Origin of the sequence: Stenotrophomonas sp. STK16_22, assembly GCF_051984505.1 — a bacterium.
Lineage (GTDB): Bacteria > Pseudomonadota > Gammaproteobacteria > Xanthomonadales > Xanthomonadaceae > Stenotrophomonas > Stenotrophomonas maltophilia_A.
Genome location: NZ_CP196972.1, coordinates 4,382,638 through 4,405,542, shown reverse-complemented (window position 1 = coordinate 4,405,542; position 22,905 = coordinate 4,382,638). Strand labels below are relative to the sequence as shown.

Annotated in this window: 23 protein-coding genes; 12 read left to right on the top strand and 11 right to left on the bottom strand. The window is 66.4% G+C overall.

Going from position 1 to position 22,905, the window contains the following annotated elements:
* Window positions 1–8 precede the first annotated feature (8 nt).
* The 8 genes from ACSYAO_RS20370 to ACSYAO_RS20335 all read right to left on the bottom strand — a co-directional run bounded on the left by ACSYAO_RS20370 (window position 9) and on the right by ACSYAO_RS20335 (window position 8,203).
* Window positions 9–398 carry a Na+/H+ antiporter subunit G gene (locus tag ACSYAO_RS20370; RefSeq protein WP_049401677.1) on the bottom strand — a complete coding sequence of 130 codons (390 nt, stop codon included), beginning with the start codon at window positions 396–398 and terminating at the stop codon, window positions 9–11.
* On the bottom strand, window positions 395–679 hold the full coding sequence (locus ACSYAO_RS20365; protein ID WP_005411334.1) for a K+/H+ antiporter subunit F: 285 nt from the start codon (window positions 677–679) through the stop codon (window positions 395–397). The genes ACSYAO_RS20370 and ACSYAO_RS20365 overlap by 4 nt, the downstream gene beginning before the upstream one ends.
* Window positions 676–1,182, bottom strand: coding sequence for a Na+/H+ antiporter subunit E (locus ACSYAO_RS20360; RefSeq protein ID WP_049401676.1), 507 nt, complete (start codon window positions 1,180–1,182; stop codon window positions 676–678). The genes ACSYAO_RS20365 and ACSYAO_RS20360 overlap by 4 nt, the downstream gene beginning before the upstream one ends.
* Window positions 1,179–2,714, bottom strand: a complete 1,536-nt coding sequence (locus tag ACSYAO_RS20355; protein WP_049461234.1) for a monovalent cation/H+ antiporter subunit D — start codon at window positions 2,712–2,714, stop codon at window positions 1,179–1,181. The genes ACSYAO_RS20360 and ACSYAO_RS20355 overlap by 4 nt, the downstream gene beginning before the upstream one ends.
* Entirely contained in the window at window positions 2,711–3,103 is a 393-nt protein-coding gene (locus ACSYAO_RS20350) for a Na+/H+ antiporter subunit C (protein ID WP_049401674.1), read from the bottom strand. The genes ACSYAO_RS20355 and ACSYAO_RS20350 overlap by 4 nt, the downstream gene beginning before the upstream one ends.
* On the bottom strand, window positions 3,103–5,934 hold the full coding sequence (locus ACSYAO_RS20345) for a monovalent cation/H+ antiporter subunit A (RefSeq protein ID WP_149908974.1): 2,832 nt from the start codon (window positions 5,932–5,934) through the stop codon (window positions 3,103–3,105). Before ACSYAO_RS20345 ends, ACSYAO_RS20350 begins: the two co-directional genes overlap by 1 nt.
* Window positions 5,935–6,267: 333 nt before the next feature.
* A complete protein-coding gene (locus ACSYAO_RS20340; protein ID WP_032127158.1) occupies window positions 6,268–6,753 on the bottom strand; it encodes an Mpo1 family 2-hydroxy fatty acid dioxygenase in 486 nt (161 codons plus the stop codon).
* A gap of 523 nt (window positions 6,754–7,276) precedes the next feature.
* Window positions 7,277–8,203, bottom strand: coding sequence for a phosphoribosylaminoimidazolesuccinocarboxamide synthase (locus ACSYAO_RS20335; RefSeq protein WP_188348082.1), 927 nt, complete (start codon window positions 8,201–8,203; stop codon window positions 7,277–7,279).
* Between the two features lie 141 nt (window positions 8,204–8,344).
* On the opposite strand from ACSYAO_RS20335, the gene ACSYAO_RS20330 reads away from it, so the two are divergent.
* The 4 genes from ACSYAO_RS20330 (at window position 8,345) to yegS (ending at window position 11,179) form a co-directional block, all read left to right on the top strand.
* Window positions 8,345–8,674, top strand: coding sequence for a J domain-containing protein (locus ACSYAO_RS20330; RefSeq protein ID WP_005411327.1), 330 nt, complete (start codon window positions 8,345–8,347; stop codon window positions 8,672–8,674).
* 30 nt (window positions 8,675–8,704) lie between these two features.
* Complete coding sequence (gene rpe, locus ACSYAO_RS20325) at window positions 8,705–9,379, top strand: ribulose-phosphate 3-epimerase (protein WP_032127160.1); 675 nt, start codon at window positions 8,705–8,707, stop codon at window positions 9,377–9,379.
* 59 nt (window positions 9,380–9,438) lie between these two features.
* A complete protein-coding gene (locus ACSYAO_RS20320; protein ID WP_049461236.1) occupies window positions 9,439–9,921 on the top strand; it encodes a GNAT family N-acetyltransferase in 483 nt (160 codons plus the stop codon).
* 322 nt (window positions 9,922–10,243) lie between these two features.
* The gene (gene yegS, locus ACSYAO_RS20315; RefSeq protein ID WP_032127162.1) at window positions 10,244–11,179 is read left to right on the top strand and encodes a lipid kinase YegS; all 936 of its coding nucleotides are present in this window, start codon (window positions 10,244–10,246) and stop codon (window positions 11,177–11,179) included.
* 15 nt (window positions 11,180–11,194) lie between these two features.
* Here yegS and ACSYAO_RS20310 read toward each other — a convergent pair whose 3' ends face one another.
* Window positions 11,195–12,058 carry an ankyrin repeat domain-containing protein gene (locus tag ACSYAO_RS20310; RefSeq protein WP_223224700.1) on the bottom strand — a complete coding sequence of 288 codons (864 nt, stop codon included), beginning with the start codon at window positions 12,056–12,058 and terminating at the stop codon, window positions 11,195–11,197.
* A 105-nt stretch (window positions 12,059–12,163) separates the two neighbouring features.
* Between ACSYAO_RS20310 and ACSYAO_RS20305 the strand changes: the two genes are divergently transcribed.
* The 7 genes from ACSYAO_RS20305 (at window position 12,164) to ACSYAO_RS20275 (ending at window position 20,239) form a co-directional block, all read left to right on the top strand.
* Window positions 12,164–14,521 (top strand): XVIPCD domain-containing protein, encoded by a 2,358-nt coding sequence (locus tag ACSYAO_RS20305; RefSeq protein WP_149908977.1) that lies wholly within the window; start codon window positions 12,164–12,166, stop codon window positions 14,519–14,521.
* 178 nt (window positions 14,522–14,699) lie between these two features.
* Entirely contained in the window at window positions 14,700–16,175 is a 1,476-nt protein-coding gene (gene trpE, locus ACSYAO_RS20300; RefSeq protein ID WP_049424043.1) for an anthranilate synthase component I, read from the top strand.
* Between the two features lie 67 nt (window positions 16,176–16,242).
* On the top strand, window positions 16,243–17,022 hold the full coding sequence (locus tag ACSYAO_RS20295) for an SIMPL domain-containing protein (protein ID WP_049461246.1): 780 nt from the start codon (window positions 16,243–16,245) through the stop codon (window positions 17,020–17,022).
* 2 nt (window positions 17,023–17,024) lie between these two features.
* Window positions 17,025–17,612, top strand: coding sequence for an anthranilate synthase component II (locus ACSYAO_RS20290; RefSeq protein ID WP_049424046.1), 588 nt, complete (start codon window positions 17,025–17,027; stop codon window positions 17,610–17,612).
* Between the two features lie 16 nt (window positions 17,613–17,628).
* Window positions 17,629–18,660 (top strand): anthranilate phosphoribosyltransferase, encoded by a 1,032-nt coding sequence (gene trpD / locus ACSYAO_RS20285; RefSeq protein WP_049461248.1) that lies wholly within the window; start codon window positions 17,629–17,631, stop codon window positions 18,658–18,660.
* A 71-nt stretch (window positions 18,661–18,731) separates the two neighbouring features.
* On the top strand, window positions 18,732–19,526 hold the full coding sequence (gene trpC / locus ACSYAO_RS20280; protein ID WP_049401666.1) for an indole-3-glycerol phosphate synthase TrpC: 795 nt from the start codon (window positions 18,732–18,734) through the stop codon (window positions 19,524–19,526).
* Window positions 19,523–20,239 (top strand): haloacid dehalogenase-like hydrolase, encoded by a 717-nt coding sequence (locus ACSYAO_RS20275; RefSeq protein WP_032127168.1) that lies wholly within the window; start codon window positions 19,523–19,525, stop codon window positions 20,237–20,239. Before trpC ends, ACSYAO_RS20275 begins: the two co-directional genes overlap by 4 nt.
* 106 nt (window positions 20,240–20,345) lie before the next feature.
* Here ACSYAO_RS20275 and ACSYAO_RS20270 read toward each other — a convergent pair whose 3' ends face one another.
* Together ACSYAO_RS20270 and crp are read right to left on the bottom strand one after the other, a co-directional pair.
* Complete coding sequence (locus ACSYAO_RS20270) at window positions 20,346–21,107, bottom strand: sulfite exporter TauE/SafE family protein (RefSeq protein WP_014038735.1); 762 nt, start codon at window positions 21,105–21,107, stop codon at window positions 20,346–20,348.
* A 62-nt stretch (window positions 21,108–21,169) separates the two neighbouring features.
* Window positions 21,170–21,859: a cAMP-activated global transcriptional regulator CRP gene (crp, locus tag ACSYAO_RS20265; RefSeq protein WP_010482649.1), complete on the bottom strand. Its 690-nt coding sequence runs from the start codon at window positions 21,857–21,859 to the stop codon at window positions 21,170–21,172.
* Window positions 21,860–22,008: 149 nt separating this feature from the next.
* Here crp and speD point away from each other — a divergent pair, with 149 nt between their 5' ends.
* Window positions 22,009–22,803: an adenosylmethionine decarboxylase gene (gene speD, locus ACSYAO_RS20260; RefSeq protein ID WP_006473908.1), complete on the top strand. Its 795-nt coding sequence runs from the start codon at window positions 22,009–22,011 to the stop codon at window positions 22,801–22,803.
* Window positions 22,804–22,905: the final 102 nt, after the last annotated feature.

Below are 22,905 nucleotides of genomic sequence, written 5' to 3'. Positions count from 1 at the left end.
TACCGGATTCACCGGTTCTGCGTGGTTTCTTCTTCCCGCACCGGTTCCGGCGGCGGCAGCTGCTCTTCAGCAGCCGGCTCGTTGCCGGGCAGGCTGGGGCGGGTTTCCATCAGCAGCGACAGCGCGGCCTTGGCCATCATGTGCGCGCTGATCGGTGCGGTGATGAACAGGAACACGGTGATCAGCAGCTCGCGCGGCTGCGGGTCCTGGCCGAGAAAGATGTGGTAGCACACCGAGCACACCAGCACGCAGCCCACGCCCAGCGTGCTGGCCTTGGTCGGTGCGTGCAGCCGCTTGAAGAACGTGGACAGCTTCACCAGGCCCAGTGCACCGACCAGGATGAAGAAGCAGCCGAACAGCAGCAGGATCGACAGGCCGATCTGGATCGCGGTGATCATTCGACGATGTCCCGGCGCAGCACGAACTTGCTCAGCACCACGGTGCTGCCGAAGCCGAGCATGGCGATGATCAGCGCCGCCTCGAAGTAGATCGGCGAGTTGAGGTACATGCCGAACAGCATCAGCTCGGCAATCGCGGTCACCGACAACGTGTCCAGCGCGAGGATGCGGTCGGGCACGGTCGGCCCGCGCAGCAGGCGCCAGGTGGCCAGCAGCATGGCCAGGCCGACCACGTGCATGCACACCACCAGGGTGGTCTGGATGACTTCAAAACCGGTCATGGGAAGATCTCCATCAACGGCGCCTCGTAACGGCGCTTGATCGTATCGATCAGGTCCTGCGGGTCCTCCAGGTGCAGCACGTGCACCAGCAGGAACTTGCGGTCGTCACTGAGCGCGGCCGAGACCGTGCCCGGGGTCAGCGTGATCATGCTGGTCAGCGCGGCGATGCCGTGGATGTTGGCGATGTCCAGCGGCAGCCAGATGAAGCCCGGATGGATGTTCTTCTCCGGGCCCAGCACCTGCACGGCAACGCGGATGTTGGACATCAGGATGTCCCACAGGGTCACGCACAGCAGCTTGGGCAGCGGTCGCAGGGTACCGATGCGGGCGAACTCGCGGTCCAGGCGCGCGGCGAACAGCGGCACCACCACGCCAAGCACCAGCCCCAGCACGAACTGGCCGAGGGTGAAGCTGTCGGACATCAGCAGCCAGAACGCCACCACCATGATGCTGAGCATCGGCGAGGGAATGACGCGACGGAACAGGGAGCGCTGGGCGGTCATGGCTGGCGGATCTCCGGCGTGGTCGCACGCAACTGCTGCACGTACTCGCTGGGTTGCAGCAGCTGTGCGGCGGTGGCGTCGGTGTAGCGCATCAGCGGTGCAGCGGCCAGGGTCATGCCGATGCCGTAGGCCAGCAGGATGCAGGCCGCGTACAGCTCGACCCGGCGCAGGCGTGCCTTGCGCGGCTTCGGTGCATCGGCCTCGACCGGCGGCACGCGCCAGAACAGGCGGATGCCGCCACGGGTCAGGCCCATGATCACCAGCAGGCTGCTCACCAGCACCGCCGTCCACACCGGCGCGGTGTACTGCGCCGGCATTCCGGCCAGCAGTGCAGCCTTGGCCAGGAAGCCGGACAGCGGCGGCAGGCCGGCCACGGACACCGCGCCGATCAGGAACAGCACCGCCGGCGTTTCCTTGCCCGGCATCGGCGCGACCACTTCCTTGCGGTCGCTGGCGCCACCGCGGCGGCGGCGGATCAGGTCGGCAATCAGGAACAGTGCGGCGGCGACGAAGCTGCTGTGCGGCAGGTAGTACAGGCCGGCGGACAGCACCTGCGGCGTGCCTACCGAGAAGGCGATGAACAGCGTGGCTGCCGAGACGATCACCAGATACGAGATCAGCACGCGCAGGCGGGTCGCGGCCAGCGCACCGAGGCCGCCAAGCACCAGCGTTGCCACGCCGGCCCACAGCAGCCAGTCGCGGCCATAGCCGGCCATCGCACCGGCATCGTCGCCGAACCACAGCATCTGGATGCGCAGCACCGAGTACAGGCCGACCTTGGTCATGATCGCGAACAGGGCGGCCACGGCGGCCGGTGCGCGCGAATAGGCTTCCGGCAGCCACAGGTACAGCGGCATCAGTGCAGCCTTGGCGCAGAACACCAGCAGCAACAGGCCCATCGTGGCCTTTACCAGGGTCAGCTGCGCCGGCGGCACCTCGGCAATGCGCTGCGACAGCTCGGCCATGTTCAGCGAGCCCAGCGAGGCGTACAGCAGGCCCAGTGCGATCAGGAACAGGGTCGAGGCGGTGACGTTGAACACCACGTAGTGCAGGCCGATGCGCATGCGCAGGCCGCGGCCGCCACTGAGCAGCAGGCCGTAGGAGGCGATCAGCATCACCTCGAAGAACACGAACAGGTTGAAGATGTCGCCGGTCAGGAATGCGCCATTCAGGCCGACCAGCTGGAACTGGAACAGTGCATGGAAGTGTGGTGCACGACGGTCCCAGCCCGAGCAGGCATGCAGCAGGCAGGGAATGGCCAGCAGCAGGGTGGTCAGCAGCATCCACGCCGACAGCCGGTCGGCCACCAGCGCGATGCCCAGACGCGACGGCCAGTCGCCGAGCAGGTAGACGTTGATCTCACCAGTGGGGGTGGTGGCAAACAGCAGGCCCACCGCCAGCGCCAGCGCCGACAGCGCAGTCCAGGCCACCGCGCGCTGCACCTTGGGGCCATAGCGGCGGTGTTCGACGAACAGCGACAGTGCAGCACCCAGCAGCGGAATCAGGATGGGCAGGATCACCAGGTGGTTCATGCGCGGTCCTCGCCCTGGCGCGGCGGCATGCGCTCATCCTGCAGGTCGTCATCCGGCTCGTGGGCGTCCACGTGGTCGCTGTGGTTGTCGCTGCGGCTGCGCATGGCCAGCACGATGCTGACCGCGGTCATCGCGAAGGCGATCACGATCGCTGTCAGCACCAGCGCCTGTGGCAGCGGATCGGTGTAGTTGCCCAGGTGACTGTCCACGCCTTCCTGCAGCACCGGTGCCTTGCCCAGCACCACGCGGCCACCGGCGAAGATCAGCAGGTTGGTGGCGTAGGACAGGAAGGTCATGCCGAGGATCACATCGAAGCTGCGCGCACGCAGCAGCAGGTAGATGCCGATGGCGGTCAGTACGCCGATCGCGGTAGCCAGGGCCAGTTCCATCAGTGCATCTCCCCGGTGCGTGCCGAACGGCGTTGCAGGTCGATCTCACCCTTGCGGGCAGTGCGGGTACGCGACGGCTTGATCGTGCCCATCATCGACAGCATCAGCATGGCGCCACCGAACACCACCAGATAGACGCCGATGTCGAAGCCGATCGCGCTGGCCAGCGGCACGTCGCCGATCAGCGGCAGGTGCAGGTCGAGGTGGCCGCTGGTCAGGAACGGCACGCCGAACAGCATCGACGCGCTGCCGCTGAGCAGGGCGATCAACAGGCCCATGCCGATGCAGCGGATGTAGTCGAAGCCGAAGCGCGATTCCACCGATGCAGTGCCCTGGATCACGTACTGGATCAGCAGCGGTACCGCCAGCACCAGGCCGGCGATGAAGCCACCGCCCGGGGCATTGTGGCCGCGCAGGAACAGGAAGATCGATACGGTAAGCGTCAGCGGGAACATGATCTGCGCCAGGTCGGCCGGCACCGGCAGCTTGATCGGCGGGCCGGGCATGATCTGCTCCGGCGCCATCCGCGTGCGACGCAGCAGCGCATGCACCACCAGTGCGGCGATGCCGAACACGGTGATCTCGCCGAAGGTATCGAAGCCGCGGAAGTCGACCAGGATCACGTTGACCACATTCTGGCCGTAGGCCTCGGGCAGGGCACGGGCGAGCAGCTCGCCGGCCATGGTGTTCGGCGGCAGCGTCATCGCCGAATAGGCCAGTGCACCCAGGCCGGCGCCGGCGATGATCGCGATCACCGCATCGCGGCGCTTGCGCCAGCGCGGCCGCTCCGGCCCGGACTGCGCGGGCAGGTAGTTCATGCCCAGCAGCATCAGCACCAGGGTCACCATCTCCACCAGCAGCTGGGTCAGCGCCAGGTCCGGTGCGGACAGGAACACGAAGGTCAGCGCCACCATCAGGCCGACGCCGCCGACCAGCAGCACCGCCAGCAGGCGCTGCTTGTAGACACGGAGGGTGGCAACGGCGCAGGCCATCATCACCAGCCACAGCACCCAGCCCAGCAGCGGGATCGGCTGCGGCGCGGTCCAGTTCGGCGAGGCCGGGTTGGCCACGAACGGCGCGGCGGCGACCGCGATCGCCACCAGCACCAGGCCCAGCAGCATGCGCTGCAGGCTGCCATTGGCGATGCCGTTGGTCAGGCGCATGGCCAGCGCGGAAAGGGCATCCAGCTGCGCATGGAACACGTTGCGGCCGGTGGTGCGGGTTTCCACCCCGTGCAGGTTGATCAGCTTGCGCAGGCCGAAGTACAGCGCCACGCCACCGACCACGCCGATCGCGCTCATCGCCAGCGGCAGGTTGAAGCCGTGCCATACGGCCAGGCTGTACTCGGGCATGGCGTTGCCGAGGATCGAGGCCGCAGCGGCATGCAGCACTGGCGCCACGGTCAGTGCCGGGGCGATGCCCACCGCCACGCAGATCACCACCAGCAGTTCCACCGGCACCTTCATCCAGCGCGGCGGCTCATGCGGCACGCGGTCGAGGTCGTGCGGGCCGGGGCCGAAGAAGGTGTCGTGCACGAAGCGCAGGCTGTAGGCCACGCCGAACACACCGGCCAGCAGCGCCGCGATCGATACGGCCGTGCGCATCGCGCCCGGGCCGCCACCGGCGGTCAGCGCTTCGGCGAACAGCATTTCCTTGGACAGGAAGCCGTTGAGCAACGGGATGCCGGCCATCGCCAGCGAGGCGATGATCGCCAGCGCGCTGGTGAATGGCATCAGTTTGCGCAGGCCACCCAGCTTGCGCATGTCACGGGTGCCGGTTTCGTGGTCGATGATGCCGGCGGCCATGAACAGCGAGGCCTTGAAGGTGGCGTGGTTGAGGATGTGGAACACGCCGGCCACCACCGCCATCGGCGTGGACAGGCCGAACAGCAGGGTGATCAGGCCCAGGTGGGAAATGGTCGAGTACGCCAGCAGGCCTTTCAGATCGTGCTGGAAGATCGCATTCCAGGCACCGATCAGCAGGGTCAGCGCGCCGATGCCGCTGACCGTGTAGAAGAACAGGTCGCTGCCGGCCAGTGCCGGGTGCAGCCGCGCCAGCAGGAACACACCGGCCTTCACCATGGTGGCCGAGTGCAGGTAGGCAGAGACCGGGGTCGGCGCCGCCATCGCGTGCGGCAGCCAGAAGTGGAACGGGAACTGCGCGCTCTTGGTGAAGATGCCGGCCAGCACCAGGAACAGTGCGTACGGGTACAGCGCGCTGGCGCGGATCTGCTCGCCGGCGGCCAGCACCACATCCAGGTCGAAGCTGCCGACGATGCGGCCGATCAGCAGCACGCCACCGAGCAGGGCCAGGCCACCGCCGCCGGTGATCACCAGCGCCATGCGTGCGCCTTCGCGGGCGTCCTGGCGGTGCGACCAGAAGCCGATCAGCAGGAACGAGCTGATGCTGGTCATTTCCCAGAAAATCATCAGCAACAGCAGGTTGCCCGACAGCACCATGCCCAGCATGGCGCCCATGAACAGCAGCAGGTAGCAGTAGAAGCGGTGGGCGTTGTCCTGCTGGCTCAGGTAGTAGCGCGCATACAGCACCACCAGCGCGCCGATGCCGAGCACCAGCCCGGCGAACATCCAGGCCAGCCCGTCCAGGCGCAGGGTGAAGTCCAGACCGATCTGCGGCAGCCAAGGGACCATCGTCTGCACGACCTGGCCGTCGAGCACCGACGGAGTCAGCCAGCCGAGGATGGCCAGTCCGCCCAACGGCGCCAGCGCCGCCAGCCAGGCAGCAGTCGAGCGCGAACTACGGGGGAAGGCCGCAACAGCCGCTGCCATCAGGAACGGCAGGGCCAGCAGCAGGGGCAGGCTGGGGAGCATGCAGGGAATCCATGATTCACGAGCAGGTCAGGGAGGATAACAGGCTGCGAAATGTCGCCGAAACCCATCGAACAGCGATCAATTGCATGTAACGTCCGCTGATTCATTTTTTCTGCAGCGCAGCATCACGTTGCTGCGGTCCCTCCCCGGTTGCTCTCGGGGGACACCCTACGCCGACGCAGGGAGACCGCAGGCCCTGTCGCACAGGGGCTGCCGTCGACGGGCGGGCGATGGGGAACGGATCACCGGTGCAGGCTGGCAGGGCCGTCGTGGAGTGCGGGTGACGGAATCTGCCCGTTCAGGAAACGAGGGGCAGCGTCGGCCACGGGCAGGTCAGTAGCGCCAGTCGAGCTTGCGGTAGAACTTGGCCATCACCCAGGCCGGGCCGATCAGCAGGTAGGTCAGGTCGGTCAGGAAGCTGGGCTTGCGGCCCTCGAACTTGTGACCGATGAACTGCGCGATCCAGGCCACCACGAATACACCCACCGCCAGCCAGAACAGGTTGTGCAGGCCGATCTCGGCCTCCAGCAGCCTGCACAGGCAGCCGAATACGAAGAACTGGATGAGCATGCCGATGCCCAGCGGGCGCGACAGCTTGTTGTAGAAGCACCAGGCGCTGAACATCGCGAACGCCGACCAGATGCCGTACTGGAACCAGGTGATCAGCGGCGGCAGGCACCACAGCAGGGCCACCACCGACCACAGGATCGCCGGCACCGCCACCACGTGGATGCGCTGGTTGATCAGATTGCGGTGGTCGTCGGAGTAGCTGGCGAAATAGCGGTCGATCGGCCGCGCAAGCTCGGTGGATGTCTGCATGCTGCGTTGCTTCCTCGGACAACGGTGGTGCCGGCCGCTGGCCGGCAATCCAGAGCATAGCCGAGTTCGCGAGGCTGCCGGCCAGCGGCCGGCACTACCTCAGGCAACCGTCAGTAGAGCCAGGCCATGCCTGGCTGCAGGTTCGCGAGGTTGCCGGCCAGCGGCCGGCACTACCCCAGGCAACCGTCAGTAGAGCCAGGCCATGCCTGGCTGCAGGTTCGCGAGGTTGCCGGCCAGCGGCCGGCACTACCCCAGGCAACCGTCAGTAGAGCCAGGCCATGCCTGGCTGCAGGTTCGCGAGGTTGCCGGCCAGCGGCCGGCACTACCCCAGGCAACCGGCAGTAGAGCCAGGCCATGCCTGGCTGCAGGTTCGCGAGGCTGCCGGCCAGCGGCCGGCACTACCCCAGGCAACCGGCAGTAGAGCCAGGCCATGCCTGGCTGCAGGTTCGCGAGGTTGCCGGCCAGCGGCCGGCACTACCGCATTCAGAACGCCCCCGCCTTTCCGGCCGGGGGCGCAGGCGGATCAGTCGACGCTGATCCCGGCCAGGCGCTGCAGCGCCTCGGCGTACTTGGCGCGGGTGCGCTCGATGATCTCGGCCGGGATGCTCGGGCCCGGGGCGGTCTTGCCCCAGTCCAGCGTCTCCAGGTAATCGCGCACGAACTGCTTGTCGTAACTCGGCGGGCTGGTGCCCACTTCGTACTCGTCGGCCGGCCAGTAACGCGAGGAATCCGGCGTCAGCATCTCGTCCATGATGTACAGGCGACCATCGGCGTCGGTACCGAACTCGAACTTGGTATCGGCCAGGATGATGCCGCGCTCGCGGGCGTACTCGGCGGCGAACTTGTAGATGCGCAAGGTGGCATCGCGCACGCGCTCGGCCATCTCGGCACCGACCTGCTTCACCATCGCATCGAAATCGATGTTCTCGTCATGGTCGCCCACGGCGGCCTTGGTCGAGGGGGTGAAGATCGGCTCGGGCAGCTGCTCGGCCTGGCGCAGGCCGTCGGGCAGGTCGATGCCGCTGACCTTGCCGGTGCGCTGGTAGTCCTTCCAGCCGCTGCCGATCAGGTAGCCGCGGGCGATCGCTTCCACCGGCACCGGCTTCAGCTTGCGGGTGACCACCGCGCGCTTGGCGTACAGGGCCGGGTCCACGCCTTCGGGCAGCACGCTGGCCACGTCGATGCCGGTCAGGTGGTTGGGCATCAGGTGCGCGGTCTTGGCGAACCAGAAGTTGGAGACCTGGCAGAGCATCTCGCCCTTGCCCGGAATCGGGTCGGGCAGGACCACGTCGAACGCCGACAGGCGATCGGTGGCCACCATCAGCAGGTAGTCGCCCGGCGGGGTCCCTGCTGGCAGCCGCTCGCGCGGGATATCGAACACATCACGCACCTTGCCGCGATGGCGCAAGGGCAGGCCGGGGAGATCGGATTGCAACAGCGTGGTTGGCACGGGCACTCCTGGGGCGTTGTCGATACGGCTGCCCAGCGGACCCGGCGGGCCCGCTGACCAGCGGGCGGCCTAGTGTAAAGCCGTCCGGGCCCGCTGTGACGTAAAATGAGCGTCCATTTCGTCGGCCGACCCCGGAGCGCCATGCGCTGGTACGGAAAACTGCTCGGATTCATCGCCGGCGCCCTGCTGTTCCGGCCCAATCCGCTGTTTGGCGCGGTGGTCGGCCTGTTGATCGGCCATGCCTTCGATTCGGACTGGTTCCGCCTGAACAAGGAGAACCCGTACCGGGAGCTGGGGCTGACCTCCGAGGCCACCGATGCCGAGGTCGAGCGCGCCTACCGCAAGCTGATTTCCCAGTACCACCCCGACAAGCTCGGCGGCGCCGCCCCCGAGCTGCAGCAGCAGGCCGAGCAGAAGTCGCGGCGGATCAACGCCGCCTACGACCGCATCAAGACCCTGCGCAAGCGCTGACCCTCTTTCCTACCGTTGCAAGGCCCGGCCATGTCCAACTGCCTCATCGCCCCCTCCATCCTGTCCGCCAACTTCGCCCGCCTCGGCGAGGAAGTCGACAACGTCCTCGCCGCCGGCGCGGACTGGGTCCACTTCGACGTGATGGACAACCACTACGTGCCGAACCTGACCATCGGCCCGATGGTCTGCCAGGCGCTGCGCAAGCACGGCGTGACCGCGCCGATCGACGTGCACCTTATGGTCGAGCCGGTGGACCGCATCATCCCGGACTTCGCCGAAGCCGGTGCCACCTACATCAGCTTCCACCCGGAAGCGAGCCGCCACGTGCACCGCACCATCCAGCTGATCCGCTCGCTGGGCTGCAAGCCGGGCATCGTGCTCAATCCGGCCACCCCGGTGGACATCCTCGACTGGGTACTGGACGACCTGGATCTGGTGCTGCTGATGTCGGTCAACCCGGGCTTTGGCGGCCAGGCCTTCATTCCCTCGGCGCTGGACAAGCTGCGCGTGGTGCGCAAGATGATCGATGCCAGCGGCAAGGACATCCGCCTGGAGATCGACGGCGGCGTGAAGGCCGACAACATCGGCGAGATCGCTGCGGCCGGTGCCGACACCTTCGTCGCCGGTTCGGCCATCTTCAACGCCAAGACCAGCTACCAGGACGTGATCGCGCAGATGCGCGCGAACGTCGCTGCGGCACGCTGACAAAAAAGGGACGGAGGGGATTAAGCTCGCCTGATTCCCTCCGTCTCCCTTTTCCGCCCATGGCTCTGTTGAACATCCGTCCGGCCACTGTGGCCGATGCCGGCCTGATCCTGCATTTCATCCGCGAACTGGCCATCTACGAGAAGGCCGAGCATTCGGTGCAGACCGATGAGATCGGCATCGCCGAAAGCCTGTTCGGCGCCGACGCAACGGCCCGCGCGCTGATCTGCGAAGCCGACGGTGAAGCGATCGGTTATGCGGTGTATTTCTACAACTATTCCACCTGGCTCGGCCGCAAGGGCATCTACCTGGAAGACCTGTATGTCAGCCAGGAAAAGCGCGGCGCCGGTGCCGGCAAGGCGCTGCTGAAGTACATCGCACGCCAGGCCGTGGCCGAAGGTTGCGGTCGTTTCGAATGGTCGGTGCTGGACTGGAATACCCCGGCCATCGAGTTCTACACCGCCGCTGGCGCCACGCCGCAGGACGAGTGGACCGTGTACCGGCTGCAGGGCCAGGCATTGCACGATTTCGCCAACGGTTGAGGCGAAGTGCATCCGCGCATGGCGTGGATCTACCCACCCGGTGTGCGCGAACCGCAGCCTGGTGGGTGCGAACCGCAGCCTGGTGTGCGCGAACCGCAACCCGGTGGGTGCGAACCTTGGTTCGCACTCCCTACGCACCAAAAAAAAGCCACGCCAATCACTGGCGTGGCCTCGCTGCATGCGTGGGAGGCTGATCCTGCCTCCATCCGTCGTCCCTGCTATGGCCTTCCATTCTCCAGCAGCTGAATGACACCTGCGTGACATTCACTGCGGACAAACGGCGCATTGCTAGCCTGTGCCACCCCCGTCCTGGAAGCACCGCATGACCACCCCGCGCTGGCGCCTGATCCTCAACGGAAAATCCGCAGGCAATGACGAGCTGCGCGACGCGGTCGGTCATTGGCGTGGGCAGGGCGTGCAGCTGGAAGTGCGGGTGACCTGGGAAGACGGTGACGCCGAACGCTACGTGGCCGAGGCGATCGATCATGGCGTGGACGTGATCGTGGCCGCCGGTGGCGACGGCACGCTCAGCGCGGTGGCCGAGACACTGGCGCATCGTGAGGAGCCGGCAGATGCGTTGCCCTCGCTGGCGCTGATCCCGATGGGGACCGCCAACGACTTCGCGACTGCGGCCGGCATCCCGACCGAGCCGAAGGCGGCCTTGGCCTTGATCGGGCAGGCCACGCCGCATGCCATCGATCTGCTGCGCGTGGACGCCGATGGCACGCAATGGTGGTGCGCCAACCTCGCCAGCGGTGGCTTCGGCACGCAGGTGACGGTGGAGACCGATGCCGGCCTGAAGAAGATGCTGGGCGGGCTGGCCTACGTGATCACCGGCATTGCCAAGCTGGGGCGGATCGAGCCGATCCATGCGCGCCTGTCGGGCCCGGATTTCGCGTGGGAAGGCGACTTCATCGCGCTCGGCATCGGCAATGGCCGCCAGGCCGGTGGTGGCCAGCAATTGTGCCCGCAGGCGCTGATCGATGATGGGCAGCTGGACGTGACGGTGCTTCCGGAGCTGGAAGGTGAAGTCACCGCCACGCTTGGCCAGATGCTGAAGTCCGGCACCCAGGCCGCGCTGGAACAACTGGCGACGCGCGCGCGCCTGCCGTGGCTGCAGGTGGAATCCGAGCGTCCGTTGACGCTCAACCTGGACGGCGAACCGGTACAGGCGCGCCAGTTCCGCATCGCGTGCGTGCCGGGCAGGGTGCGGATGCACCTGCCCGTGGGCTGTGCCCTGTTGTCCGAGCCGCGCTGAGCCGGACCGGAAGTCCTACAACGGGGGGATGTCCTGCTCCTTCGCCGGGAACCCGAATGCTTCACGCTTCTCGCGGATGTACTGCGGCAGCGGCGGCCGGGCAATGCCGTGATCGATCAGCCACTGCTGGCACTTCTTCTGCCAGGGCAGCAGGTCCGGTGTGGTGATTTCCCAGTAGATGGCTTCGACCATGGCCATCCGATCGGGCGCGCCCGGTTGCGCCGATGACGGCGATGCAATCGTGGGGTCCGCACCATGCTCAAGCAGCCAGTAAGCCTGCTCGAAGCCGCCACGGCCGGTGTACCAGCTGAGAACGGTATCGGCCTGGCCGATGTTGGATTCGTTGACGTGCGCGCCTCGCTCCACCAGCAGCTGGATGTTCTTCCACAGGTTGCCGGAAATGAAAGCCTGGAACAGCAGCGTTTCGGTGTTGGAGGTGCGCGTGTCCGGGTCGCCGCCATGATCCAGCAGCAGGGCCAGGTAGCGCGGATCGTCCATCTTCGCGGCATAGACCATGGCGTTGTTGTGGCGGAACGTCTCGCCGTCCAGCGTTTCAATACGCCGTGCATTCGGGTCGGCGCCGTTGTCGAGCATCGCGCGCAGGCCTTCCAGGTTCTGTGCGCGCAACGGCCACGCGATGAGCGGAATGCCATCCTGCTCCGAGAACTCCTTGTCGGGGTTCACGCCTTCGGTCTTGATCAGGCGCGTGATCGTCGCTGCATCCCCCTGTTCGGCGGCGATGGCCAGTTCAAGTGCCTTGCCCTCGAAATAGCGCTCCGCGCCATGTGAAGACGTGCGCGCGCAGGCGCTCAGCAGCATCAGCAGCATCAGCGCCAGGCAGGAAAATGGCGTAAAGGAACTGTGAGGGTGACGGTGCATGTGATCCCTTGACATGGACGCGTTCGGGGGATGATAGCGTTGGCCGTGGTCATTCCAGCAGGTCCTGGATGACCGTGTCTTCACTGATGAGCAATGGAGTCTGCCATGAGCGGTCACGATCCCGAGCAGCAGGAACGCCTGTTGCAGGCCCGCGCCAAGAGCGTCCAGGCGCAGCAGCACCTGGTCGAGCAACTGCAGGGAGGTGGACATGCCACCGAGGCGGCGCGCTTGCGCGAGACCTATCACGCCCGCGAGCTGGGTTCGCTTGCTGGTGATGTGTATGCCTCGGCAAAGGGCAAAGGTGAGCCGCCGGTCGGGTGGACGCGAGCCAGTGCCGTGACCGACCCGGACACGCTCAAAGCGGCGGGCATCAGCCTGGGAGCGGCCGACCTGAAGAAGCTGATGCGGCCGAACGACTCGGGCTTCCGCGCAGAGATCTACATTCCGGACAAAAGGGTGTTCGGTGATGACGCCAAGCCGGTGCTGGTGTTCAAGGGATCAACGGGCGAAATCATCGATCCCCGGGCGAAAGGCGGGCGGCGTGAGTCCGGAGGCGAGGATTTCCTCAACAATGGACGCCAGGGCGTGGGCATGCAGAGCGACTACTACGATCGGGCCATGGCACTGGCGAGTCGCTTGAAGACCTCTGGTACCCACTTTGAACTCGCCGGTCATTCGCTTGGTGGCGGCATGGCCTCTGCCGCTTCGGCGGTTACCGGTGTACGTGCGACCACCTTCAATTCGGCGGGGCTGCATCCGGCCACCGCCGATCGCTACGCGAAATCCCACGGATTGCCGGTGTTCAACACGCGCGACACGGTGCACACCTACCAGACGTCGGGTGAAGTGCTCAACGATGTGCAGAACGGATTGAAGCGGCTCAACGAGCATCACCGGCAGGGCTTTGGCCTGTTGGCCAGCGAGACCAGCCAGCTGCTGCGTCAGCCCGGCGTGCAGCAGATGGTTACCCGCAAGCTGCAGGAGATGATGCCGGCGGGTGCGCAGACGGCCACGGCCCAGCTGGTTGACCAGCTGGCGTCGAAATCCGGGGCAGAGGCATTGCGCAATGTTCCGGTGGCCGCGGGCAGGATGGAACTGTTGCTGGACGCGAAGACCGAAGTGAACGGAAAGGTGGTGGACCGCCGCCATCGAGAAGCGCCAAGCCAGCTTGCCGAATACGGTGGCCCGCTGGCCGAGGTGTTGATCGCAGGTGCGCGCGGCATGCGTGCCGGACGGGTTGCCGGTGAACATGTCGAGCAGGTCAGCGCGCTGGCGGGCCGGGGCATGAGCTTGTCCGGCGTGGCCGTCGAGCGTGCGTCGACCCTGCAGGGAAATGCGATCGGCACCGTGGTCGACTACGGTGGCAAGAGCATGCGGGTGGGCATCGAAGGCGGTGCGACGGTCATTGCCAAGGGTCGCGAGCTGCAGGGTCTGGTCGAATCGGTCAGCCACCGCGTGCAGGCCAAGGGCAGTTACGGCTGGAACATCGGGGCCAGCGTGCTGGGTGCGCTCGGTGCCGACGACATGGCCAGACAGATGCGTGAACACGGTGATGCGGCGCGCAATCAACACGAAACCAAGGCCCGTGAAGCCACCCGTGAAGCGACGGCGGATGCCGGCCGCATCCGTGCCGGCGGCCATCATCTGGGCGGCCAGCTGCAGCAGGGCGTGCATGGCGTGGCCAATGGGCTGCGCAACGGCTATGCCGTGTACGGCGCGACTTTCCACATGGGCATGAACTGGAGCAGCCATCAGATCACCGGGCTGACCTCGCAGGCGCCGGCCGTGCTGGCCGGCACCGTCGGGCTGGGCGCGATGGCCAACAAGGGCATTGCCACGCACCTGCCCACGCCGGCACTGCCGCAGAACCTGGTCAACCTGGCCAAGACGTCGTGGGTGATCGGGCGCGGCAGTGCCACCATGGGGGAGTCGGTGGACCGGCATGGCATGAGCGAGACGATGAACCCCAGTCTCGACGCGGCAATCGCGAGCCAGGAGGCGGCCGCGCGCAAGCTGCTTGGGTGGCCGCATGCGCAGCTGCAGGAGGGGGGCGCGAAGATGCCCGCGCTGAACGATCCGGGGCACATCGATTTCCATCTGTTCAAGGGCGCGCAGACCGGCGTGCACGGCCTCGATGTGGCACATGGCCGCATCCCGAACCTGCATAGCGATCAGCTGGCCGGGGCGTTGGCTGCGCAGGCCAAGCGCGAAGGGTTGCAGGCCATCTCCCATGTGCTGCTCAGTGACGACCGCACGCGGGCATTCGCGGTCGACACCCCGGATCTGCAGGCGGCCCACCGCCGACATGCGCATGTGGACGTGGCGGCCGGCATGGCCCAGCCGCTGGCCGTGAGTACGGCGCAGGTTGACGCCCTGAACACCGGTCGCGAACAGGCGACGGCAGCCGGACTGGCCCAGCAACAGGGGCTGGAGGCCCAGGAGAACGCCCGGCGGATGGGCTAATGGCCGAATGAACCGCGACGCCGCGACGGGGTTCCCCTCCCGCCCCGGCTGCGATACAGTCAAGGGGTGTCCAGCCTGACGACCCCGCATACCCTTTCTTCCGCACGCCGTTGGTGGCGATGGTGGCCCGTTGCCGTCGTCCGCCCCCATAACGCTGTGTCCCGGAAGGAAAGTCGTCTTGAACTCGCACGCTCAGTTTCAGCTGCAGGCCGCTGAAGGCCACACCCATATTCCCGTCGTCCGTGAAGTGCTGTCCGACCTGGACACGCCGCTTTCGGTCTATCTGAAGCTCGCCGACGGCCCCAATACCTACCTGTTTGAATCCGTCGAAGGCGGCGAGCGCTTTGGTCGTTACTCGATCATCGGCCTGCCGGCGCGCCGCGTGTATGCCTTCCATGGCCACACGCTGACCGTGCGCGAAGACGGCCAGGTGGTGGACACCCGCGAGGTGGCCGACCCGTTCGCCGAAGTCGAGGCGCTGCGCAGCGCCCACTCGGTGCCCAAGCTGGAAGGCCTGCCGGGCTTCACCGGCGGCCTGGTCGGCTGGTTCGGTTTCGAGTGCATCGGCTACATCGAACCGCGCCTGGCTCCGCCGGCAGGCCGCGACGAGCTGGGCACGCCGGACATCCTGCTGCTGGACTCCAACGAGCTGGCGGTGTTCGACAACCTCAAGGGCCGGCTGTACCTGATCGTGCATGCCGACCCGCGTGTCGAGGGTGCGTTCGAGCAGGCCCAGGCACGCCTGGATGCATTGACCGCCAAGCTGCGCGCACCGGGGGCCGGTTATCCCGCACCGCTCAACAGCGATGTGCTGGACGAGTCCGATTTCGTCTCCGGTTTCACCCGCGAAGGCTTCGTCGATGCGGTCCAGCGCAGCAAGGAATACATCCGTGCCGGCGACATCTTCCAGGTGGTGCTGAGCCAGCGCCTGAGCGTGCCGTTCAAAGCGCGCCCGGTGGATGTGTACCGTGCGCTGCGTGCACTGAACCCGTCGCCCTACATGTATTTCCTTGATGTCGGCGACCTGCAGGTGGTCGGTTCCTCGCCGGAAATCCTGGTGCGTTTGCAGGATGGCGAAGTGACGGTGCGCCCGATCGCTGGCACCCGGCCGCGCGGCGCCACCGTCGAGCAGGATCTGGCACTGGAAGCCGAGCTGCTGGCAGATCCCAAGGAACGCGCCGAGCACCTGATGCTGATCGACCTCGGCCGCAACGATGCCGGTCGCGTGTCCAAGGCCGGCACCGTGGAAGTGGGCGAGCAGTTCGTGATCGAACGCTACAGCCACGTCATGCACATCGTCAGCGAAGTGACCGGGCAGCTGCAGCCGGGCCTGAGCTATGCCGACGTGCTGCGAGCCACCTTCCCGGCCGGTACGGTCAGCGGTGCGCCGAAGATCCGCGCGCTGGAAGTGATCCGCGAGCTGGAACCGATCAAGCGTAATGTCTACGCCGGCAGCATCGGCTACATCGGCTGGCACGGCGATGCCGATACCGCGATCGCGATCCGCACCGCCGTGATCAAGGACGGCCGCCTGTATGTGCAGGCCGGCGCCGGCATCGTCTACGACTCGGACCCGGACAAGGAATGGGACGAGACGATGAACAAGGGCCGCGCGCTGTTCCGCGCCGTCGCCCAGGCCGCCAAGGGCCTGTAAGCCTGCCTCACCACGGTCGCTGCGCCGTGGTCGTTCCGCCGTTCCCGTTCAAGACAAGGAGTACCGCATGAAGCTGCTGAGCGCATTGCTGTGGTCGTCACTGCTGGCCACGATGGCCCCGTCTGCGTGGGCGCAGGCCAATACCATTCCCTCGCAGCCGCACCTGCTGGTGAAGGGCGAGGCGCGCCGCGAGGTGATGCCGGACCGGTTCGGCCTGCAGTTGAACATCGAAGAGACCGACATGGATGCCGACGCCGCGCGCCGCCGCGTGCAGGACAACGTCGCGCGCGTGCTGGCGCTGTTCAAGCAGCACAAGGCGGTGGAGGGCAGCGTGCGTGCGGACAATCTGCGGATCGGCCCGGCCACGCGCTATGAGCAGAACCGGCAGGTCTTCGTCGGCACCCGCGTGTCGCGCCAGCTGCGTGCCAGCTTCGCCAGCGTGAAGGCGATGCAGGACGTGCTGGGTGCACTGAAGGCCAACGAGAACCTGCAGGTCAGCAGCGTGGCCCCGACCTACTCGGGCGAAGTGGCGCTGCGGCGCGAACTCAAGGGTGAGGCCGCCGCGTCGACGCGCCAATCCGCGCAGGGCCTTGCCAATGCCTACGGCACGAAGCTGCGCGGGCTGTACAGCATCTCCGATGTGGCGCCGAACTTCGCCTATGGCGTGCAGGCGGGCAATTGGCCCAGAAGCGACGACATGGTGACACCGCCATCGCCGCCGTCACCTGCGGCGCAGATGGACATGATCGAGACCACTGGCTCACGCCTGCGCGAATCCATCGAAGCCGGCCCCATCACCTACACCGAAAACGTATACGCCATTTTCCTGATAAGCGACGGAACCTGACCATGTTGTGGATGATCGACAACTACGACAGCTTCACCTACAACCTCGTGCAGTACCTGCAGACGCTGGGCGCCGAGGTCAAGGTGGTGCGCAACGATGCGATGAGCGTGGACGAGATCGCCGCGCAGAAGCCTGAGCGCATCGTCATCTCGCCCGGCCCGTGCACGCCCAACGAAGCGGGCGTGTCGCTGGAACTCATCCAGCGCCTGGGCCCGACCACGCCGATCCTCGGCGTGTGCCTGGGCCACCAGGGCATCGGCCAGGTCTACGGCGGTACGGTCATCCGCGCCGGCAACATCATGCATGGCAAGACCTCGCCCATCCGCCATCAAGGCAAGGGCGTGTTCGCCGGCCTGCCGGACCGTTACCAGGCCACCCGCTACCACTCGCTGGTGGTGGACAAGAACAGCCTGCCCGATGTGCTGGAAGTGACCGCCTGGACCGAGAACGACGACGGCTCGATCGAAGAGATCATGGGCCTGCGCCACCGCCAGTTCCCGGTGGAAGGCGTTCAGTTCCATCCCGAATCCATCCTCACCGAACACGGCCATGCCCTGCTGCGCAATTTCCTGCAGCGTCCGGCCGCCTGATCCCAGGAGCATTCCCATGAGCTTCTCCCCCCAGGAAGCCCTGCAACGCACCATCGAGCACCGCGAAATCTTCTTCGACGAAATGGTCGACCTGATGCGGCAGATCATGCGCGGCGACGTGTCGCCGATGATGACTGCCGCCATCCTCACCGGCCTGCGCGTGAAGAAGGAAACCATCGACGAGATCGCCGCTGCGGCCACGGTGATGCGCGAATTCGCGCTGGCGGTGCCGGTGGCCGATACCACCCACCTGGTCGACATCGTCGGCACCGGCGGCGATGGCTCGCACACCTTCAACATCTCCACCTGCGCGATGTTCGTCGCCGCTGCGGCCGGTGCGCGCGTGGCCAAGCATGGCAACCGCAGCGTGTCGTCCAAGTCCGGCAGCGCCGATGCAGTCGAAGCACTGGGTGCGGCCATCGAGCTGCAGCCGGCGCAGGTCGCCGCTGCGATCGAACAGACCGGCATCGGTTTCATGTTCGCGCCGATCCATCACCCGTCGATGAAGGTGGTCGCGCCGGTCCGCCGCGAGATGGGCGTGCGTACCATCTTCAACATCCTTGGCCCGCTGACCAACCCGGCCAGCGCACCGTCGGTGCTGATGGGCGTGTTTCACCCGGATTTAGTGGGTATCCAGGCGCGGGTGCTGCGCGAGCTGGGCACCGAGCGCGCCATGGTGGTCTGGGGCCGCGACAACATGGACGAGATCTCGCTGGGCGCCGGCACCCTGGTCGGCGAGCTGCGCGACGGCAAGGTGCGCGAGTACGAGATTCACCCGGAGGACTTCGGCATCGCGATGTCGGCCAGCCGCAACCTGCGCGTGGACGGCCCGGAGCAGTCCATTGCCATGCTGCGTGCGGTGCTGGACAACACCCCCGGCCCGGCGCTGGACATCGTGGCCCTGAACGCCGGCGCCGCGCTGTACGTGGCCGGCGTGGCCAGCGACATCGGCGACGGCCTGGCCCGTGCCCGTGCCGCCATCGCCAACGGCAGCGCCCGCCAGCGCCTGCAGCAGTATGTGGAGACCACCCGCGCGCTGGTTGCCTGAGCGCGCGGTTCAGCCTGACCCTGATGGCCGATAATGGCCGTCCTCACCGCCCCCGCACCGAATCGAAGACGATGAGCGACATCCTGCAGACGATCCTGGCCCGCAAGGCCGAAGAAGTGGCCCAGCGCCGTGCCCAGCGTCCCCTCGAGGACCTGCAGGCCGCCGTGGCCAGCGCCCCGCCGGTACGTGGCTTCGTGCGCGCGCTGCAGGCGGCAGTGGCCAACGGCGATCCGGCGGTGATCGCCGAGGTGAAGAAGGCCAGCCCCTCCAAGGGTGTGATCCGCCCGGATTTCCGCCCGGCCGACATCGCCGTCAGCTATGAGTTCGGCGGCGCCAGCTGCCTGTCGGTGCTGACCGATGTGGACTTCTTCCAGGGTGCTGATGCCTACCTGCAGCAGGCCCGTGAGGCCTGCACGCTGCCGGTGCTGCGCAAGGACTTCGTGATCGACGCCTACCAGGTGTACGAGGCGCGCGTACTGGGTGCCGACTGCATCCTGCTGATCGTCGCTGCGCTGGACGACACGCAGTTGGCCACGCTGTCCGAACTGGCGATGTCGCTGGGCATGGACGTACTGGTGGAAGTGCACGACATCGACGAGCTGGAGCGTGCGCTGCAGGTACCGGCACCGATGATCGGCATCAACAACCGCAACCTGCGCACCTTCGAGGTGTCGCTGCAGACCACGCTGGACATGCAGAAGGCGGTGCCGCGCGATCGCCTGCTGGTCACCGAGAGCGGCATCCTCGGTCCGCAGGACGTGGCGCTGATGCGCGATGCCGGCATCCACTCGTTCCTGGTGGGTGAAGCCTTCATGCGCGTGGAAGAGCCGGGCGAGGGCCTGCGTCAGTTATTCTTCGCGGCATGAAAACGCACTATCCGACGCCGCGCGACGATGCGCCGCTGGTGGTCTTCGATTTCGACCACACCCTCTACGACGGCGATTCGGGTACTCACCTGTTCGCTTCGCTGATCAAGCGCAACCCGCTGCGCATGCTGGCGGCGCTGCTGGTCACGCCGATCGCCGGGCCGATGGTGGCGCTGCTGCCGACCCGCCGTACCGGCATTTCGGTCTATGTGTGGATCGGCAGCTTCGGCCTGCACCGTGCGCGCGATTTCAACAAGGTCATCGACGCCTATGTGCTGCGCAACGAGGCGCAGATGCGCGCCAAGCTGCTGCCACAGGCGCTGGAGGTGTTCGCCGCGCACCGGGCCAAGGGTGACCGCGTGGTGGTTGCCACGGGCGCGCCACCAGAGCTGGCACGCGCGATCCTGGCCTTCGTCGCCCACCAGGACGTACCGGTGATCGGCACCGAGGTCGGCCCACGGCTGGGTGGCGTCGGCCCGACCCGCCACTGCCACAACGAAGAGAAGATGCGCATGCTGCGCGAGCGCGGCTACGGCGACATCGATATCGCCTACTCAGACAGCACCGCCGACCTGCCGTTGTTGCTGGCCGCCAAGGCGCCGGTGGTGGTGAACCCGAAGCCGGGCAGGGTGGACTTCTTCCGCCGCGTGCTGCCGGCCGGCACCCGCATCCTCAACTGGGGCTGCGTGGACCGCGGCGGTGACAAGGCCTGACCTCGCCGCACGGTGACGGATCTGCCGGCCAGCGGCCGGCACTACCCTTCTCCGTCCCGGTAGTGCCGGCCGCTGGCCGGCAAATGGTCCTGCGCCCGGTGAGCAGTCAGCGCGCCAGATACCCGGTCAGCGCATGCCCGATCTGGAACAGGCTGATGCCCAGCACCAACACGCCCACGGCCACCAGCACCCAGCGCTCCTTCAGGCGCTTCACCAGCAGTGCGGCCACCGGCGCGGCCATCATGCCGCCGATCAGCAGGCCGGCCACGATCTGCAGGTGATGCAGCCCCATCGACAGCAGGAACGTTGCTGAAACTGTCAGGGTGACCACAAACTCGGCCGCGTTCACCGTGCCGATGGTGGTGCGTGCCTGGCCGCCGCGGGCCAGCAGGGTGGAGGTGGCCACCGGCCCCCAGCCGCCCCCGCCGCTGGCATCCAGGAAGCCGGCCACGAAGCCCAGCACGGGCACCCGCTTGACCTCGCCCTTGGGCATCAGGCGGCCGGCGGCACGTGCCAGGATGATGATGGCCAGCACCAGCAGGTACAGGTAGATGAGCGGGCGGATCACCTCGCCGGGCAGCTGGGTCAGGCCGTAGGCACCCACGGCGCCGCCTACGGCGCCGGGCAGCGCCAGGCGCAGGAACAGGCGCTTATCGACATTGCCGGCGACCAGATGCGACACGCCGGAGGCGCCAGTAGTGAACACCTCGGCGGTGTGGATGGCTGCACTGGCCTGCGCGGGCGGAATGCCCATGGCCAGCATCACCGACGACGACACGAGGCCGAACGCCATGCCCAGCGCGCCGTCCACCAGCTGGGCGCCCAGGCCGATGAGGATGAACCACCAGAATGCGCTGCTCAGTTCCATGCACCGAGCCTAGCGCGTGAAAGAGTGCGGACCAAGGTCCGCACCCACCGGGTGCTCAACGATCAACGGGTGCCGTACAGCACCACGGTCTTGCCGCGGGCGTGCAACAGGCCATCGGTCTGCAGCTTCTTCAGCACGCGGCCGGCCATTTCGCGCGAGCAGCCGACCAGGCGGGCCAGTTCCTGGCGCGAGACGCGCAGCTGGCTGCCCTGCGGATGGCTCATCGCCTCCGGCTCCTGCGCCAGGTCGTGCAGGGTGCGCACGATCCGGTCGGTAACGTCCAGGAATGCCAGGCGGCTGGCCTTGCGGCTGGTGTCGAGCAGGCGCTTGGAGATCTGCTGGCCCAGCGCGTAGAGCAGGCGCGGGGCATCGGCCGACAGCGGGCCGAGGAACAGCTGGTGCAGGCGCTCGTAGCTGATTTCGGCCAGCTCGCAGGCGGTACGGGTCCTCAGGATCACCTCGCGGCGGTCCGATTCAACGAACAGGCCCATCTCGCCGACGAACTCGCCGGCACCGAAGTAGCCCAGCACCAGCTCGCGATCGTCATCTTCCTCGGCCATGATCGAAACCGAGCCGCTGATGACGTAATACAGGGTTCCCGCCGGGTCACCGGGTCGGAAGACGTCGGTACGGGTGGGGTATCGCCGCCTGTGGCTGTGCGCCAGGAAACGATCGATTGTGGCGATATCCAGGGCCAGTGGACTGCTAGCTAGGCGCACGGTTGACACGATAGGAGCGCTCCCTCTGCGCATGAACGGATTCACGGGGTCGATAGCGGAGCTTAACCAGCGCAATTGTTAAGGGCAAACAGTGTGCCAGATGTGAGCGCTCTTCACGTTCCCCCCGGGGACAGTTTGCCCCATAATTCCCCCTTTCCCTTCTTACACAGGAATCGACCGCCGTGGTCAAGCCGTTGCCTCGCCTGAGGCTGCAGGGTTTCAACAACCTCACCAAGGCGCTGAGCTTCAACATCTATGACGTGTGTTACGCGCGCACCGAAGAGGAGCGTCAGCGTTACATTGAATACATCGATGAAGAGTACAACGCCGACAGGCTGACTCAAATCTTGACCGATGTCGCCGAGATCATCGGCGCCAACATCCTGAACGTGGCCCGCCAGGACTACGATCCGCAGGGTGCCTCGGTGACCATCCTGATCTCCGAAGAACCGGTGATCGACAAGAAGCAGGCCGGCAAGGAGCTGATCTCCGATGCCGTGGTCGCGCACATGGACAAGTCGCACATCACCGTGCACACCTATCCGGAAACGCACCCGCAGGAAGGTATCGCCACCTTCCGCGCCGACATCGACGTGGCCACCTGCGGCGTCATTTCGCCGTTGAAGGCGTTGAACTACCTGATCGAAAGCCTCGAGTCGGACATCGTGATCATGGACTACCGCGTCCGTGGCTTCACCCGCGATGTGAAGGGCAAGAAGCACTACATCGATCACAAGATCAACTCGATCCAGAACTTCCTGGCCAAGAACATCAAGTCGCGTTACGAGATGTTCGACGTCAACGTCTACCAGGAAAACATCTTCCACACGAAGATGCACCTGAAGGACTTCGACCTGGACCAGTACCTGTTCGAGGAAAAGGCCAAGAACCTGTCGTTCAAGGAACGCATGAAGATCGAAGCGCTGCTCAAGCGCGAGATCGAAGAGCTGTTCCACGGCCGGAACCTGTCCGAGTAAGCCCCATGTGCGATGCCCGCAGGCATCGCCGCCCAGGCGGGACGACCCGCCCCGTGGAACCAGTGCCCCGCACGCGTTACAGTTCCACGGTGATGTACCGAC

Bases quoted from the DNA above. Each gene is read 5' to 3' on its own strand.
- ACSYAO_RS20290 (WP_049424046.1), top strand. From the start codon at position 17,025: ATGTTGTGGATGATCGACAACTACGACAGCTTCACCTACAACCTCGTG.
- ACSYAO_RS20330 (WP_005411327.1), top strand. From the start codon at position 8,345: ATGCGCTGGTACGGAAAACTGCTCGGATTCATCGCCGGCGCCCTGCTG.
- ACSYAO_RS20270 (WP_014038735.1), bottom strand. From the start codon at position 21,107: ATGGAACTGAGCAGCGCATTCTGGTGGTTCATCCTCATCGGCCTGGGC.
- ACSYAO_RS20345 (WP_149908974.1), bottom strand. From the start codon at position 5,934: ATGCTCCCCAGCCTGCCCCTGCTGCTGGCCCTGCCGTTCCTGATGGCA.
- ACSYAO_RS20340 (WP_032127158.1), bottom strand. From the start codon at position 6,753: ATGCAGACATCCACCGAGCTTGCGCGGCCGATCGACCGCTATTTCGCC.
- ACSYAO_RS20275 (WP_032127168.1), top strand. From the start codon at position 19,523: ATGAAAACGCACTATCCGACGCCGCGCGACGATGCGCCGCTGGTGGTC.
- trpD (WP_049461248.1), top strand. From the start codon at position 17,629: ATGAGCTTCTCCCCCCAGGAAGCCCTGCAACGCACCATCGAGCACCGC.
- ACSYAO_RS20370 (WP_049401677.1), bottom strand. From the start codon at position 398: ATGATCACCGCGATCCAGATCGGCCTGTCGATCCTGCTGCTGTTCGGC.
- ACSYAO_RS20365 (WP_005411334.1), bottom strand. From the start codon at position 679: ATGACCGGTTTTGAAGTCATCCAGACCACCCTGGTGGTGTGCATGCAC.
- trpC (WP_049401666.1), top strand. From the start codon at position 18,732: ATGAGCGACATCCTGCAGACGATCCTGGCCCGCAAGGCCGAAGAAGTG.
- ACSYAO_RS20350 (WP_049401674.1), bottom strand. From the start codon at position 3,103: ATGGAACTGGCCCTGGCTACCGCGATCGGCGTACTGACCGCCATCGGC.
- ACSYAO_RS20295 (WP_049461246.1), top strand. From the start codon at position 16,243: ATGAAGCTGCTGAGCGCATTGCTGTGGTCGTCACTGCTGGCCACGATG.
- ACSYAO_RS20355 (WP_049461234.1), bottom strand. From the start codon at position 2,714: ATGAACCACCTGGTGATCCTGCCCATCCTGATTCCGCTGCTGGGTGCT.
- ACSYAO_RS20360 (WP_049401676.1), bottom strand. From the start codon at position 1,182: ATGACCGCCCAGCGCTCCCTGTTCCGTCGCGTCATTCCCTCGCCGATG.
- yegS (WP_032127162.1), top strand. From the start codon at position 10,244: ATGACCACCCCGCGCTGGCGCCTGATCCTCAACGGAAAATCCGCAGGC.
- ACSYAO_RS20305 (WP_149908977.1), top strand. From the start codon at position 12,164: ATGAGCGGTCACGATCCCGAGCAGCAGGAACGCCTGTTGCAGGCCCGC.
- rpe (WP_032127160.1), top strand. From the start codon at position 8,705: ATGTCCAACTGCCTCATCGCCCCCTCCATCCTGTCCGCCAACTTCGCC.
- ACSYAO_RS20320 (WP_049461236.1), top strand. From the start codon at position 9,439: ATGGCTCTGTTGAACATCCGTCCGGCCACTGTGGCCGATGCCGGCCTG.
- ACSYAO_RS20310 (WP_223224700.1), bottom strand. From the start codon at position 12,058: ATGCACCGTCACCCTCACAGTTCCTTTACGCCATTTTCCTGCCTGGCG.
- crp (WP_010482649.1), bottom strand. From the start codon at position 21,859: ATGCGCAGAGGGAGCGCTCCTATCGTGTCAACCGTGCGCCTAGCTAGC.